This window comes from Sphaerisporangium sp. TRM90804 (genome assembly GCF_029846175.1).
Classification (GTDB): Bacteria; Actinomycetota; Actinomycetes; order Streptosporangiales; family Streptosporangiaceae; genus Sphaerisporangium.
Map to the genome: position 1 here is coordinate 1 of NZ_JARWAC010000005.1, position 15,529 is coordinate 15,529.

Sequence of the window (15,529 nt, forward strand, 5' to 3'; positions counted from 1 at the left end):
GGATAACTCCCAGCCCCAGGCCCGGGCAACTCCCAGCCCCGGACCCGGATAACTCCCAGCCCCAGGCCCGGGCAACTCCCACACCCCTGGGTCCGAGTCCACGCCAAACCCCCAGGGCCGGGCCGCCCCACGTCGCCCCGCCCTCTCCTCCCCTCCTACGCCCGCTGCCTCCGCCGCCTCCTCCCCCTCTACGCCTGTCGGTCCCGCCCCCTCCTCCCCTCTTACGCCCGCTGCCTCCCGGCGCCGCGACGGCGAGTAGCCCCACAGAGAAGACGGCGCCGCTCACGGCGACCGACCAACCCGCCCCCCAAAGAAGCACAAACCACACCCCACCACGGCCGACACCCCACCCACCGCCACCAACCCAGTCCCGGCACCGCGACGGCGAACAGCCCCACAGAGAAGACGGCGCCGCTCACGGCGACCGACCCCCCAATAGAGAAGTCTCACCCCAGACACCACCACAGCACAGCTGCCAACCCATCCCCGGCACCGTGACGACGAACAGCCCACGGCGAAGCCGCTCACGGCGACCGACGAACCCGCCCCTCAAAGAAGCCACAAGCCACACCCACCCACCGCCGCCAACCCAACCCCCGGCCCCCGCCCTACCCTCACCCCCGGCGCCGCGACGGCGAACAGTCGTACGGCGAAGACGGCGCCGCCGTACGGCGGCCGGCCTGCGGGTGCGGGGCCTGAGCATGAAAGAGGATCTTCGTTGAGTCAGCCCGTCGCCGCCGCGCCTTCGGCGGGGCGTCACACCGCCGCGATCACCGGTCTGGGAGTCGTCGCCGACGTGGCGGCGGTGGCGCAGCTTCTCACCAGCAGGCCGCTCATGGGCGTCCTGTTCACCGGCCTGCTGGCGGCGCTGATCGGCCTCGGCGGGCTCGTCCGGCACTTCGGGAAGCCGGTGGGCGCCACCGCCGTGGTCATGGCGACGCTCATCGCCGTCGGCTCCGCGACCGCCGGCGCCGCCCTCGGCCGCCTGTGGGACGCCCCGGCCACCGCCACAGCCGGCAGCGCGACGTCCGGCCCGTCTACGACGGACCCATCTACAACGGACCCACCGACGACGGGCCCATCCACGGCGGGTCCGTCTGCCTCCGCCACCGAGGACGGCCACACGCCCGCCCCCACCTCGAGTCGCTCCCCTTCGGACAGTGCACGGCCCACACCGAAGGCATCCAGCGGCGACGTCGTCAACACGGGCGAAGCGATCCTGGTGGACAGGGACTACCTGGACTTGGAAAGCGGCGTCATCAGCGAGGTGAGCCAGACCGCCGACATCGTCTATGACGCCACCTACACCGACATGTGGGGCAAAGGCGGCGGCGAACTGCACCTCACCCCGCACCCCGGCACACCCACACTCGACTCCTGCGCCGAGCACCTCGCCCGCCGTCACTACAGCAGCATCGATATCAAGCTGGACGAATGGTTCTGTCTGGAGACCACCGAGAACAACATCGGCGCCGCCAAGGCCACCGCCCTCCCTGCCGATGACAGCGTCACGCTGACCTACACGGTCTGGAAGCGCTAGCACGGCACGACGATCGCCCACAGGGGTGCCGGCAACAGAGACCGGGATCCCACCCAAGCTCCGACCGCCATCGGATCACGCCCCGCGCGTGCCAGCGGGAGTGACCCGACCCAGTCGCGGTGATCCTCTCTCCGCGCCTGAAGGCGTTCACTAGCGCGATGGGCCGGGGCGGGGGGCGAGGGTCGCCCTTAACCCTTAGAAGGGCGGCGCCGAAGGCACCATTTCAAGGGCGACGGCCTGCCGGCGAAAGTGGTGCGGGCGGTCTGGGAGTTCATCACCGTCCGCTCCTGGACGCCCCCCACCGGGTGGCCAGGCCCCTGGCCCCGTGACCGCGCCGGCTCGCGCGGTCACCGTGTGACCGCGCGAGCCGCGACGCGTCCGCCGTGTAACCGCCCCGAGCCGGCGTGTCCGCCGTCGACGGGCTCAGGTGACGGGCTCAGGTGACGGGCTCAGAGGACCGGGCAGGGTTTGCCGGGGTGGGTGAGGGCGGCTCGGGTGTGGCCGATGACGGTGTCGGTTCCGGCTGGGGTGCGGATGTGGATGGCGTTCACGGCGACGCCGGCGCCGTCCGCGTAGGGCACCCGCTCGTTGACGGTGACGCTGGCCACCTTCGGGACGTCGATCACCAGGTTGACCCGCGTGGTGTCCACCGGGGCACCGGAGATCCTCAGGTTGGCGAACTCGGCCTCGCCGGTGGCGGTCACCCGGCCGGCGCCGTCGCCGCGTGCCGTCGCGGCCGACCTCACCTTGTCGGCGGTGACGAGGCCGCCGAGCAGGCTCACCTGGGTCACCTCGGCGGTGCCGGTCGCCGTACGGCGGCCGGCGCGGTCGACGGTGCCGGCGACGCTCGTGGCGACGACCTTCACCGAACCGGCCCCGACGGGCAGGACGGTGCCCGCCAGGCTGGCGTCGTGCCAGCCCGGCAGGGGCGTGCAGACGAGGTCGGAGGCGGCCAGCGGCCCGGCGGTGAGCGGCCCGGTGACCCGGGCACCGTGGGCGTGCACGTCGAACGTGAGCGCCGGCGGGACGAACCGGGCGCGGGCGCAGCCGTGCGGATGAACGCCGGTGTGGGCGGTCAGGTTCTCGGCGCAGACGCTGTACGACCCGGCGCGGGCCGAGGTGACCGGGACGGTGACCGTACATGACTTCGCGCCCTCCGGGAGGGTGCCCGTGACGTCGATCCGCCCGCCCCCGGCCGGCGCCGTCACCTTCCCGTCCTGGCAGTCGGTGGTCGCCGCGTCCCCGGCCATGGTCAGCCCGGCGGGCAGTTCCCCGGTGAACGACCAGCCCTTCTTGGCCGCCAGCTCGCTGGTGTTCACGATGGTGAACTCCAGGCGGGACACCGCCCCCGCCTCCACCCGACGGGGTTTGACGGCGGCCTGCAGCCGTGGGGTCACGTCCAGCACCCGGACGTTGTCGAACGCGGCGTCGTTGCCGTAACCGCTGGGCTGGAAGTTCACCAGCCGCAAGCCGAGCTTCGGCCCGCGGAACAGCACCGGGGCGTCGCTGGTGTAGGTGCCCACCGCGATGCCGTCCACCGTGCTGTCGGCTCGCGCGCAGGGCTCGATCGGGGTGGTGAACGCCGGGACGGCGTCCGACCCGTCCAGCAGGTGGAAGCCGAGCTTGGCGTGGTGGCCGTGGCAGTTGGTCTCGGCCACGTCGACGGAGAAGGCCAGGAACCGGCTGCCCGCGCCGACGCCGACGGACGTCCTGGTCTCCAGTTGGGTCTTGCCCGCGCCGGGGTCGGCGTGGGTGTAGGCCGCGACGGCGTGGTTGGTCGCCGGGTCACCGCCCGCCCACTCCCCCAGCGTCGCGGCCAGCTTCTTCACCGAAGGCCACCAGTCGCCGCACCCGGCGGCCCGCGGCGTGGCCTCCGGCCCCAGCCGCGAGACGATCCAGCCGTTGCAGGACGACAGCCACGCAGGATCGGCGGTGTAGGTCTGGTTCACCGGCGCCGCCCCGGTGTACTCCGTCACCAGAACCGGCGTAGCCCCCTGCCCGTTCTCGAAGTCCTCCGCGAAGACCACCCCCGGGTCCCGCGGCTCCACCCCGGCCCCGCTTTCCGTGAAGCCGATCCCCGCAGAACCGGCCCCCGTGACACCGGTCCCCGTGGCCCGGGCCTCCGTAACACCGGCCCCCGTAACGCGGGTCTCCGTGTAACCGACCCCTGAGAGACCGGCCTCCATGAGACCGACCCCTGAGAGACCGGCCTCCGTGAAACCGGCACCCGTAGATCCACTCTCCATGAATCCAGACCCCGCGAACCCGGCTCCCGTAGAGCCGGCGGCCCCGGCGGCGGGCCCGCCCTGCATCGCGCAGGCGAGTACCGCCGTCACACCGACCGCGACCATGCGGGCCCCCGCGCGCGGCGCCGTCCCGTACCGGCGCCCCTGTGAACCGTTCACCAGCAAATCCCCCGACGAAGTCATCGCACTGCCGTGGCAGACCGCCACTCAGGCGGCGTCCCCCGACGCCGGCGGTCCCCCGCCGGCGACCGGCAAGGCAGGCGGCGCCGACATGCCCCGACGCACGCACAGACAAGCTGGCGCGCTACCCCCGCCGAGTCAACGACGACTCCCCCCGAAGTCCTCCACGCACGGCAAAGACTTCCCCCACCCCCCCGCACCTCGCCCAGGCCCCAACCTCAAAGCCCGCCAGACAGCACATTCCCCACCGCCGCCGAACCTCCGAATCGCCTCAAGCACCACCCCCCACCCGACGCACACTCCAGCCACCCCCGAACCCGGCCCCGGCTCGGGCGTCAAGCCCCACCAAATCGCGCGACCAAAGGCCGACCCACACTCCAGCCCCCCCGAACCCCGCCCCGGCTCGGGCGTCAAGCCCCACCAGATCGCGCCGACCACGAAGGCCGGCTCACACACCGGCTCACACACCGGCTCCGGACCGCTGGCGCGCCCGGCCTGAGGCCGAACCCGCGCATCGAACCAGATCCGGATCGCACACGCTGACCACTGGAACCCCGGGGGCTGAATGCTGGATCACACCCAGATCGCGCACTCCAGCCCGTCGCCGAATCGCTGAGGGGGGTCGGGGAGGGGGCGTGCCTCACCGGCGGCGAGGCGGCGGGCCGTCCAGGCGGCGGCAGCGGCGTCAAGCACGTCGTCGACCCCGGCCATCGCGCCGGCGAGCCCCAGATCGCCGGCCGGCGCGACGCCTACGCCGGCGAGCAGCGCGCGCCGGGTCTCCGCGCCCGCCCACGTGGACTTGCGGGACGGCAGCGGAGCGCCCGCCAGTGTCGCGAAGCACAGCTCCGGATGCACCTCGGCGACCCGGTGCCGCGTCGACCGCACCCACCCGTCGACCTGGAGCAGCTTCTCCTTGAGGTTGAACGCCTGACGAGAGATCCCCTCCCCGGCCAGCCGCCTGCTGATCGCCACCGCCGACGCGTGGTCGTCCGCCTCAAGCGCCGCGCGCACCGGCGTCATGAACACCGACGCCCACCGCGGCCCCACGGCCCGCCGCGCCAGCACGTCGGCCTCCCGGCGCCCGGCGTCGGGCAGCCCGATCGGAATGTCGATCGCCACCGCCGCCAGCTCACCCTCCCGCTCGGCCAGCGCGACCAGCTCACCGATGCTCACCGCGAAATGCGCACTCGTGCACCCCTTCGCCAACACGATGCCGACCCATCCCGCCTTACACGCGTCGACACCAAGCACTCGCTCGCCACCCATACATGCATGCTCCCCGACCCCACCCCCACCTGTCCCCAGCACCCGACCGCCCACAGCCTCGCCACGAACTCGCACACCCCACGAACCCCCGCGCCCACCTGTCCCCAGCACCCGACCGCCCACAGTCTCAGCACGAACTCGCACACCCCACGAGCCCTCGCGCCCACCTGTCACCGTCACCCGTCACCCGTCACCCGACGCCTCGTCACGGACCCGCACATCCCCACCCGAGCCAGCAGACCCCACACCGGCCCACGCACCCCGCCCCACGCGGCGATCACACCCACACGACCGCCCCACACGAGACCGCCACGCCCCGCGGACCACCCCCCACCCGGCGCCCCCTCCACACCGGCCCACGCAACCCACCTCATGCGCCGGCCACACCCGCACGACCGTTTATGTGAGAGCTCCTGCTCCTAGAGAGCAGCCCTATCACGACCAGGTGCCGCGCGACGCCCCGCGTGGAGCGGCGGCCGTGCCCGCATGCGCATCACCGTTCCAACGTCCGTGACCCTGTGTGATCGAGTGACTACGCTGACCCGGATAGATCAACGTTCGTCCCACGAGGAGGATCATGCGTACGCTCGTCCACACCACCGGCACCGCTATGGCAGGCGTCGTTCTGGCCGCAGGGCTCTCGGCGGCGGTTCCCGCCTCCGCCGCGCACGCCGCGTCCCTCAAGCCCGCGGCTGCCGTCTGCACGACCGAAGCCGCGGCCAAGGGCTGGATCTGCTTCCTGCGCTACTGCGACGCCTACTTCTGCTACTACGACTGCTACCCCACCCTCTACGCACGCAACAAGGGCGAGAAGCCGTCCAAGTCGATCCGCCTTCCCAAGCCCAAGGAAGGCGAAGCTCCCAAGGAGATCACCGCTCCCTGACCGTCGCCGCACCCGGTACCGAGCCGTCGCCCAGCCGATGGGCCGCACGGCTCGGCCCCCCGCTCACACTCGCACCGACCCGGCTCCACACACCCCGGTGGCGCGCCCGGCCCGAGCCTTCGCACACCCGCGCACCCGCGCACTCGCGCACTCACGCACTCACGCACTCACGCACTCACGCACTCACGCACTCACGCACTCACGCACCCGGACGCTCGCGCGGCCGATCGGCTCTCACAGAGCGGCGGGTGTCTCGCCGGACGTGCCGCGGCGTAATCGGGCCAGCCAGGCGGGCGACCTGGAGCCCGGGCCCAGGCGGTAGGCGCCCAGGAGCCAGTCGGCCAGGCGGTCGCGGTCGATGACGATCACGTCGTGGTCGCGGGCCGTCTGAGCGGCCTGGGCGGTGAGGCTGTGCGAGGTCACCAGGACACCCCGGTGGTCGCGGTACGGCCTGGCCTGCAGCGCGCCGACGAAGTCGCGGACGTCTCCAGGGCCGACCTTGCGGGTGTAGTACTTGCACTGGAGCGCGTACGGCGTGCCGTCGGGCGCGACGCCGAGCACGTCGACCCCGCGGTCGCCCGCCCCGCCGACCACCTTGACCTGCCGGAAGCCGTCACGCCTGAGCAGCTCCCCGCTCAGGCCCTCGAACCGGCGGTGATCGAGCCGGTCGACGCCGCACCGCCGCAGCGCCTCCTGCCGGTACACGTCGCCGAAGTGCCTGGCCACGAGCATCGCCGCCCCGCCGAGCGCCACGAGCACGGCGACGACGGCGAGCGGCACCACCCACCCCGACGAGACCAGATCGACGACCACCGGCGCCACCGCGAGCGCGACCGCCACGCCAGCCACCACCCAGACCCAGCGCCCGCCGCCCGCCCTCCGCCGCCGGGCCCGGCTCCTTACCCGTGATCTGCGCCTCGCCATCGAGACCTCCAGGATTCGAAACACCGGAGTCGATTCTGAACGAGACCACCGACAAAATCAGCCACGCCGATAGAAAATGATATTCGGCATTTGGCCGGTTATGACGAGACAGCGGAAACGGTCGACGGATTTATTTCAGGCCTAAATGAAACGGTCGTACTAAAACGTCTCGTCGTCCGCGGCGACCAGGGCCCCGCTGAACTGCGCGGAGTACAGCCGGTGGTAGGCGCCCCGCAGGGCGAGCAGCTCGTCATGTGTGCCCTGCTCGACGATGCCTCCGGCCTCCATCACCAGGATCAGGTCGGCGTCGCGGATGGTCGACAGCCTGTGCGCGATGACGAAGCTGGTGCGGTCGGTGCGCAGCGCGGCCATCGCGTGCTGCACCAGGACCTCCGTCCGGGTGTCGACCGAGCTGGTGGCCTCGTCCAGGATGAGCAGCGACGGGTTGGCGAGAAAGGCCCGGGCGATGGTCAGCAGTTGCTTCTCCCCCGCGCTGACGTTGCCGCCCTCGTCGTCGATCACGGTGTCGTAGCCGTCCGGCAGGCTGCGCACGAACCGGTCGACGAACGTGGCCCGCGCGGCGGCGTGGATCTGCTCGTCCGTCGCCAGCGGGTTGCCGTAGGCGATGTTCTCGCGGATGGTGCCGCCGAACAGCCAGGTGTCCTGGAGCACCATGCCGATGTGCGAGCGCAGGTCCTCGCGGCGCATCGCCGTGACGTCCACACCGTCGAGCGTGATGCGCCCGGCGTCCAGCTCGTAGAAGCGCATGATCAGGTTGACCAGCGTGGTCTTCCCCGCGCCGGTCGGCCCCACGATCGCGATCGTGTGCCCGGGGTCGGCCACCAGCGACAGGTCCTCGACGAACGGCTGGTCGGCGGTGTAGCGGAAGGACACGTGCTCGAACTCGACGCGGCCACGCCGGACCGTGGGCAGCACGGGGTCGGCGGGGTCGGGGCGCTGCTCCTCGGCGTCCAGCAGCTCGAAGACCCGCTCGGCCGACGCCACCCCCGACTGCAGCAGGTTGGCCATCGAGGCGACCTGGGTCAGCGGCTGGGTGAACTGCCGGGAGTACTGGATGAACGCCTGCACGTCACCCAGGCTCATCGACCCGGTGGCCACCCGCACGGCCCCGACGACGGCGATCGCGACGTAGTTCAGGTTCCCGATGAACATCATCGTCGGCATGATGACGCCGGAGATGAACTGGGCGCCGAAGCTCGCCTTGAACAGCTCCTCGTTCCGTTGCCGGAAGACCTCCTCGACCTCCGGCCCGCGCCCGAAGACCTTCACCAGCTCGTGCCCGGTGAACGCCTCCTCGATGTGGGCGTTCAGGCTTCCGGTGTTGGCCCACTGCGCGACGAACAGCTTCTGCGAGCGCTTGGCGATCAGCCCGGTGACGACCATCGACAGCGGGATCGTCACCAGGGCGATCAGCGCGAGCAGCGGCGAGATCACGAACATCATCGCCAGCACGCCGACCACGGTCAGCAGCGACGTGAGCAGCTGGCTCAGCGTCTGCTGCAGGGTCTGGGAAACGTTGTCGATGTCGTTGGTGACCCGGCTGAGCAGCTCGCCGCGCGGCTGGCCGTCGAAGAACCGCAAGGGGAGGCGGTTCAGCTTGTCCTCGACGTCCGCCCGCAGCCGGAACACGGTGCGCTGTGTCACGTCGTTGAGCAGGTATCCCTGCAGCCAGCCGAACATGGACGCCGCGACGTAGAGCGCCAGTGCCCACGCCAGCAGGGTGCCCAGCGCCGCGAAGTCGATGCCGTGCCCGGGCACGACGTCCATCCGGGCGAGCATCGCGGCGAAGTTGTCGTCGCCCGACGCGCGGGCGGCCTCGACCGCCTGCTCCGTCGTCGTCCCGGCCGACAGCTGCTTGCCGACCACGCCGCTGAAGATGACGTCCGTGGCGCGCCCGAGAATCGTCGGGCCGATGACGGCGAGCACCACGCTGACCACGGCCAGGCCGATCACGGCGAGGATCTTCGGACGTTCGGGGTCCAGCCGCCGGATCAGCCGCCGGGTGGACGGCCCGAAGTCCATCGACTTCTCGGCGGGCATCCCGCCGCCGCCGAAGGGCCCCCGCCCGAACGGGCCGCCGCCCGCGGGCGGGCGCGGGCGGGTGGGTGCCATGGGCCGCTCGCTCATATCGCGCTCTCCGCGGTCAGCTGGGACTCCACGATCTCGACGTAGGTCGGGCAGGAGTCCAGCAGTCGGTCGTGGGTGCCGATGCCGGCGATCACACCGTCGTCCAGCACGATGATCTGGTCGGCGTCGGCGATGGTCGACACCCGCTGGCCGACGATGACGACGGCGGCCTCGGCGGTGTGCGGGCGCAGGGCGGCGCGCAGCCGGGCGTCGGTCGTCAGGTCCAGCGCCGAGAAGGAGTCGTCGAACAGGTAGATCTCGGGCTTGCTGACCAGCGCGCGGGCGATCGAGAGCCGCTGCCGCTGCCCGCCTGACACGTTCGTGCCGCCCTGGGTGATGGGCGCCTCCAGGCCCTCGGGCATCGCCTCGACGAAGTCGCGAGCCTGGGCGACGTCCAGCGCCTCCCACAGCTCGTCGTCGGTGGCGGCCGGATTGCCGTACCGGAGGTTGCTCGCGACCGTGCCGGTGAACAGGTACGGCTTCTGCGGCACCAGCCCGATGCGGGTCCAGAGCATCTGGGGCGCCAGGTCGCGGACGTCGACGCCGTCGACCGACACCGTGCCCGACGTGGCGTCGAACAGCCGGGGCACGAGCGAGACCAGCGTCGTCTTGCCCGAGCCCGTGCTGCCGATGATGGCGGTGGTCTGCCCGGCGACGGCGCGGAAGGAGATGCCGGACAGCACCGGCGCCGCGGCGCCCGGGTAGCGGAACCCGACGTCACGCAGCTCCAGCTCGGCCCGCTTGCGCACCTCCCGTACGGGCCGCTCGGGCGGGCGCACCGACGACTCGGTGTCCAGCACCTCGCCGATGCGCTCGGCGCAGACGGCGGCCCGCGGGATCATGATCGAGATGAAGGTCGCCATCATCATCGAGGTGAGGATCTGCATCAGGTACATGAGGAACGCGGTGAGCGCGCCGATCCCCATCTCGCCGCTGTTCACGCGGGCCGCTCCGAACCACAGGACGGCGACGCTGGAGACGTTCAGGATCAGCATCACCGTGGGGAAGATGAGCGCGGTCAGCCGCCCGACGCTCAGCGCGGTCCCGGTGAGCGCGTCGTTGGCCTCGGCGAACCGGCGGGTCTCCTCGCGTTCGCGGACGAAGGCCCGCACGACGCGGATGCCGGTGAGCTGCTCGCGCAGCACCCGGTTGACCTCGTCGATGCGGGTCTGCATCGCACGGAACTGCGGCACCATGCGCGAGACGATCAGGCCGATGGACACCAGCAGCGCCGGGACGCAGACCAGCATGAGCCAGGACAGGCCGACGTCCTGGCGCAGCGCCATGACGACGCCTCCGACGCCCATGATGGGCGCGGCGACCAGCATCGTGCAGGTCATCACCACGAGCATCTGGACCTGCTGGACGTCGTTGGTGCTGCGGGTGATCAGCGACGGCGCGCCGAACTGGGCGACCTCGCGGGCGGAGAACCCGCCCACCCGGTGGAAGACGGCGGACCTGACGTCCCGCCCGAACCCGGCCGCCACCTTGGACCCGTAGTACACCGCGGCGACGGCGCAGGCGATCTGCATGAGCGACACGGTGAGCATCCAGCCGCCGCTGGACAGGATGTAACCGGTGTCGCCGACGGCGACGCCGCGGTCGATGATGTCGGCGTTCAGGCTGGGCAGGTACAGCGACGCGATCGTGCCGACCAGCTGGAACACCACCACGGCGACCAGCGCCGGCGTGTAGGGCCGCAGGTGGACGCGCAGCAGCCGGCTCAGCACGGGCGTGCCCGGGCCGCTCGGCGTGTGGAAATCACGCGGGCAACGCTATATGAGCACGTAGGTCACCTACGCCTGGTTTTTCAGCGGCGTAGCGAGCCGGTCGTCCGGCGGTTTCGCGGGTCCGGGGCCGCCGAGCGCCGGTTGGTATCCTCACGGTGCGACAGGATCGGTTCTGTCGCACCGCGACCGGCCCGGGCACCCGTGCCGTCGCGGCGCACGACGATGACAGCCCCCGAGTCGTCAGGATCCCCACATGCCGAAAGCCGGTCGGTCCCAGGAGGAGATTCGCCGGCACAATCTGGGCGCCCTGCTCCGGCACGTGCACCTCGGCGGCCCGGCCTCCCGCACCACGCTGGCGGGCCGCATGGGGCTCAACCGCAGCACCATCATGGGCCTCACGGCCGAGCTGACCTCGGCCGGCCTGGTGCGCGAGGAACTGCCCGGGGACACCGGCAAGGCGGGCAGGCCGTCCCTGGTGGTCCGGCCGGAGTCCGAGCGGGTGTACGCCCTGGCCTTCGACGTCCGCGTCGACCGGCTCGTGGCCGCCAAGGTGGGGCTGGGCGGGACGATCCTCGACCGCCGGGAGGCCGTCAGGCCGCGCGCCGGGGCCGACCTCCACGACGTGGTGGGGGTGCTGGCCGGGTTCGCCCGCCGCATGCAGCGGGAGGCGGGCGCCGGCTCGGTGTGCGCCGGGGTCGCGGCGGCCTACTGCGGCATGATCCGGCCCGGTGACGGGATGGTGCGTTTCGGGCCGAACATGGGCTGGGTCGACCAGGCCTTCGGCACCGAACTGGGCCTGAGGCTGGGCCTCGGGCTGCCGGTCGCGGTGGGCAACGAGGCCCACCTGGGCGCGCTGGCCGAGCACCAGCGCGGCGCGGGGGTCGGCTTCCAGAACCTCATCTACCTGCACGGGGACGTCGGCGTGGGCGGCGGCATCATCGTCGGCGGCAAACTGCTGGACGGCGACGGCGGGTACGGCTGCGAGCTCGGGCACATGATGGTGAACCCATACAACGGCCGGCCGTGCGGGTGCGGCTCGCGAGGCTGCCTGGAGGCGGAGGTCGGCGAGCAGGCCCTTATCGACGCCGCCGGCCGCTCATCCGAGCTGACCGGCCGCGACGGCGTACGAGCCGTCGTCGACGCCGCCGCCCGCGGCGACACCGCGGCCCGCGACGCGCTGCGCCGGATCGGCGACTGGCTCGGCATCGGGGTGGCGAACCTCATCAACCTGTTCAACCCCGGCCTGGTGATCTTCGGCGGCATGCTGCGCGAGGTCTACCAGGGCGCGGCGCCCCAGGTACACAGCCGGGTGGCGGCCAACGTCCTGGTGATCTCCCGCGAGCGGGTACAACTGCGCACCTCGGCCCTCGGAGACGACGCCACCCTGATCGGCGCCGCCGAACTCGCCTTCTCCAACCTCCTCACCGACCCCCTGGGCGTGCTCGCCTCATCAGCCCTCGCCCCGCACGACGCCATGACCGGCTAGGTCACGCGGGAGCCGCCCCACGTCGGTGTGATCCTCGGAAACGCGCGGCAGGAGCGAGCGCCGCCCGGAGCCGGGTCAGTGTTCGGCGTTCAGGTGGGGCAGGACCTCGGTGGCGATCAGCTCCAGGTGGTCGAGGTCTGACATCTCGGTCAGGCGTAGGTGTACCCGGGTCACGCCTATCTCGGCGAACTCGCCGATGCGCTGGACGAGCTGGGCGGGCGAGCCGACCACCGGGTCCTCCGGGGGGAGGGCGCTCGCCTCGTGCAGCGGGGCGGCACGGCGCCGGGCTTCGGCGTCGGTGCGCCCGATCGCGACGACGATCCCCGCAGAGAGCACGAGCGGGGGGCGGCCGGCGGCGGCCCGGCCGACGCGCTCACCGGCCTCGGCGACCCGCGCGAACGCTTCGGCGGTCACCTCCACCGTCTTGAACGGCATGTTGAACTCGTCCGCGTAACGGGCGGCCAGCTCGGGAGTGCGCTTCGGCCCGCCGCCGCCGACGATGATCGGCGGGCCCGGCGTCTGCACCGGCTTGGGCAGGGCGGGCGCGTCGACCAGCCGGTAGTGGTCGCCCTGGTAGCTGAACCCCTCGCCGGCCGGGGTGCCCCAGAAGCCGGTGATGACGGCGAGCTGCTCCTCCAGGCGGTCGAAGCGCTCACCGGTCCGGGGGAACGGGATGCCGTGCGAGATGTGCTCACGCTCGTACCAGCCGGCGCCGAGGCCCAGCTCGACCCGGCCGCCGCTCATCTGGTCCACCTGCGCGACCATCACGGCCAGCGGCCCGGGCAGCCGGAAGGTCACCGGGCTGACCAGCGTGCCGAGCCGGATGCGCGAGGTGTCCCTGGCGAGGCCGGCCAGCGTCAGCCAGGCGTCCGTCGGGCCGGGCAGGCCGCCGCCGGACTCCAGCGACATCGACCGGTAGTGGTCCGCGCGGAAGAAGCCCTCGAAACCGCCGTCCTCGGCCAGCCGGGCCAGCCGCAGCTGGTCGTCGTAGGTGGCGCCGCGGTGAGGCTCGGTGAAGACGCAGACCCGCATGCTCACCGTCCCTTCTCCGCCGCCGCGGGGATGTCCCGCTCCATCAGCAGTTCGTGCAGGTCGGCGCTGGACCGGGCGACCTCTTCCAGGTGCGCGTTGCGGCCCAGGCCGCGGGGTCGCGGGATGTCTATGGCGACCACCTCGCGGACGCGGCCGGGTCGCGGGCTGAGCACCACCACCCGGTCGGCCAGCAGCACCGCCTCGTCGATGGAGTGGGTGACGAAGACGATGGTGGCCGCGTTCTCCATGTGCAGGCGTTGCAGTTCGACCGACAGCTCCTCGCGGGTGAGCGCGTCGAGCGCGGAGAACGGCTCGTCCATCAGCATCACCCGTGGCTCGCCGATGAGCGACCGGCAGAGGGCTACCCGCTGCTGCATGCCGCCGGAGAGCTCGTGCGGCAGGCGCTTCTCGAAGCCGCCCAGCCCCACCATGTCCAGCAGCCGCCGGGCGCGCTCACGGTACACCGCCCGCGGCCCGCCGAAGATCTCGGCCGGCAGCAGCACGTTGTCGAGCACCGACCGCCAGGGCAGCAGCGCGGGCCGCTGGAACAGCATCGCGATGTCACGGCGCGCCTTGGTCACCCGCTCCCCCGCGACGGTGATCTCGCCTTCGGTGACGGGCAGCAGGCCGGCGACGAGCCGCAGCAGAGTGGACTTGCCGCAGCCCGACCGGCCGACGACCGCGACGAACTCGCCCTCCGCCACATCCAGGTCGATGCCCCGCAGGGCCTCCACCGTGCCGGACCGCCCGGTGAAGGTACGGGAGACACCGGTCAGTCGGATCATCGGGCAGGCTCCCCAACCAGCGGACCGCGGTTTACGTCGCGACCAGAGTATCGAGGATTACCCGGCAAAATGCATCCCTGGCATGCGAAGTCGCTTAGCTGCCGTTTTGCGTGCTGACATGACTGGCATCCCAACCGTGTTCCCTCGTACGCTTGCACCAAGATCTTCGCGCGCGGGGCCCACCCCCGACCCCGGCTCGCATCCCCTCCGTCGGTCCGGTGCCGCCGGTCGAAAGAAACGGTGTCATGAGAAAGCTCACCCGTCTGGCCTCCATCCTGACCCTGGCCGCGACGACCGTCGCCATGACCGGTTGCGGGAATTCCGACAATCCGGACACAGCTAGCGAGACTCCCGCAAAGGCGCTTGAGAAAGTCACCTATCTCACGTCGTTCGGGAATTTCGGCAGGGACGCGTACGCCTGGGTGGCCAAGGAGAAGGGCTTCTTCGCGGACGCCGGGTTCGAGGTGGACGTCAAACCCGGAGGCGGCACGGGCGACAACATCACCAAGGTCGAGGCCGGCGCGGCGATGTTCACCCCGGTCGACCTCACCGGCCTTCTGCTGGCCCGTGGGGCGGGCGGCGCCAAGGGCGTCACCGTGGTGGCCGGCATCCAGCAGAACACCATGGCCGCGATCATCGCTCTCGAAGGCAGCGAGATCGCCGGCCCCAAGGATCTGGAGGGCAAGACCCTCGCCGACACTCCCAGCTCCGTGGTGCGCAACCTGTTCCCCACCTACGCGAAGATGGCCGGCGTCGACGCCTCCAAGGTCAAGTGGGTCAACGGCTCCCCGGCGAACCTGATCGGCCTGCTCGCGGGCGGGTCGGTGGCCGGCATCGGCCAGTTCGTCGTCGGCAAGCCGACCGTGGAGTCGGTCGCCAAGGGCAAGAAGGCGGTGGTGCTGCCGTACAGCGACGTGATGAGCGACCTGTACGGCAACGCGCTCGTGACCTCCACGAAGATCGCGAGCGAGAAGCCCGACATGGTCAAGCGGTTCACCGCCGCCCTGCTCAAGGGCCTCGTGTACAGCATCGAGAACCCCCAGGAGACCGGGACGATCCTGCAGAAGAACGTGCCGGCGTCGGCTGCGGCACCGGCGGCCGCCGAGGCCGAGCTGATGGCGGCGTTCGTCCGTCCGGAGGGTTCGAGCGCGGCGCCCGGCACGGTCGACACCGAGCGGGTCGGCCGCACCATCGAGATGCTGACCACCGCCGGCGCGATCCCGTCCGGCCTCACCCCCGATCAGGTCGTCAACACGAGCCTGACCCCGAAGTCCTGACCGCGCGCCCCGTGCGGAGGGACGCGCCCGCC

General features: G+C 71.6%; 11 protein-coding genes. 4 read left to right on the forward strand and 7 right to left on the reverse strand.

Going from position 1 to position 15,529, the window contains the following annotated elements; translation table 11 throughout:
• Positions 1 to 718: 718 nt before the first annotated feature.
• On the forward strand, positions 719 to 1,540 hold the full coding sequence (locus tag PYR91_RS05990; RefSeq protein WP_279778036.1) for a hypothetical protein: 822 nt from the start codon (positions 719 to 721) through the stop codon (positions 1,538 to 1,540).
• Positions 1,541 to 1,989: 449 nt separating this feature from the next.
• On the opposite strand, the gene PYR91_RS05995 is transcribed toward PYR91_RS05990, so the two are convergent.
• Complete coding sequence (locus PYR91_RS05995; RefSeq protein WP_279778039.1) at positions 1,990 to 3,588, reverse strand: choice-of-anchor P family protein; 1,599 nt, start codon at positions 3,586 to 3,588, stop codon at positions 1,990 to 1,992.
• Between the two features lie 951 nt (positions 3,589 to 4,539).
• Entirely contained in the window at positions 4,540 to 5,232 is a 693-nt protein-coding gene (locus PYR91_RS06000; protein WP_279778041.1) for a DUF429 domain-containing protein, read from the reverse strand.
• A 577-nt stretch (positions 5,233 to 5,809) separates the two neighbouring features.
• Here PYR91_RS06000 and PYR91_RS06005 point away from each other — a divergent pair.
• On the forward strand, positions 5,810 to 6,115 hold the full coding sequence (locus PYR91_RS06005; protein ID WP_279778043.1) for a hypothetical protein: 306 nt from the start codon (positions 5,810 to 5,812) through the stop codon (positions 6,113 to 6,115).
• Positions 6,116 to 6,349: 234 nt separating this feature from the next.
• On the opposite strand, the gene PYR91_RS06010 is transcribed toward PYR91_RS06005, so the two are convergent.
• The 3 genes from PYR91_RS06010 to PYR91_RS06020 form a co-directional block, all read right to left on the reverse strand.
• Positions 6,350 to 6,955, reverse strand: a complete 606-nt coding sequence (locus PYR91_RS06010) for a restriction endonuclease (RefSeq protein WP_279778045.1) — start codon at positions 6,953 to 6,955, stop codon at positions 6,350 to 6,352.
• 243 nt (positions 6,956 to 7,198) lie between these two features.
• Positions 7,199 to 9,187 (reverse strand): ABC transporter ATP-binding protein, encoded by a 1,989-nt coding sequence (locus tag PYR91_RS06015; protein WP_279778047.1) that lies wholly within the window; start codon positions 9,185 to 9,187, stop codon positions 7,199 to 7,201.
• The gene (locus PYR91_RS06020; protein ID WP_279778049.1) at positions 9,184 to 10,917 is read right to left on the reverse strand and encodes an ABC transporter ATP-binding protein; all 1,734 of its coding nucleotides are present in this window, start codon (positions 10,915 to 10,917) and stop codon (positions 9,184 to 9,186) included. Before PYR91_RS06020 ends, PYR91_RS06015 begins: the two co-directional genes overlap by 4 nt.
• A gap of 253 nt (positions 10,918 to 11,170) precedes the next feature.
• Between PYR91_RS06020 and PYR91_RS06025 the strand changes: the two genes are divergently transcribed.
• Positions 11,171 to 12,403, forward strand: coding sequence for an ROK family protein (locus PYR91_RS06025; protein ID WP_279778050.1), 1,233 nt, complete (start codon positions 11,171 to 11,173; stop codon positions 12,401 to 12,403).
• Between the two features lie 75 nt (positions 12,404 to 12,478).
• Here PYR91_RS06025 and PYR91_RS06030 read toward each other — a convergent pair whose 3' ends face one another.
• Together PYR91_RS06030 and PYR91_RS06035 are read right to left on the reverse strand one after the other, a co-directional pair.
• On the reverse strand, positions 12,479 to 13,435 hold the full coding sequence (locus PYR91_RS06030) for a TIGR03560 family F420-dependent LLM class oxidoreductase (protein ID WP_279778268.1): 957 nt from the start codon (positions 13,433 to 13,435) through the stop codon (positions 12,479 to 12,481).
• A gap of 2 nt (positions 13,436 to 13,437) precedes the next feature.
• Positions 13,438 to 14,220, reverse strand: coding sequence for an ABC transporter ATP-binding protein (locus PYR91_RS06035; protein ID WP_279778052.1), 783 nt, complete (start codon positions 14,218 to 14,220; stop codon positions 13,438 to 13,440).
• Positions 14,221 to 14,465: 245 nt separating this feature from the next.
• Between PYR91_RS06035 and PYR91_RS06040 the strand changes: the two genes are divergently transcribed.
• A complete protein-coding gene (locus PYR91_RS06040) occupies positions 14,466 to 15,497 on the forward strand; it encodes an ABC transporter substrate-binding protein (RefSeq protein WP_279778053.1) in 1,032 nt (343 codons plus the stop codon).
• The last annotated feature ends 32 nt before the right edge of the window (positions 15,498 to 15,529 follow it).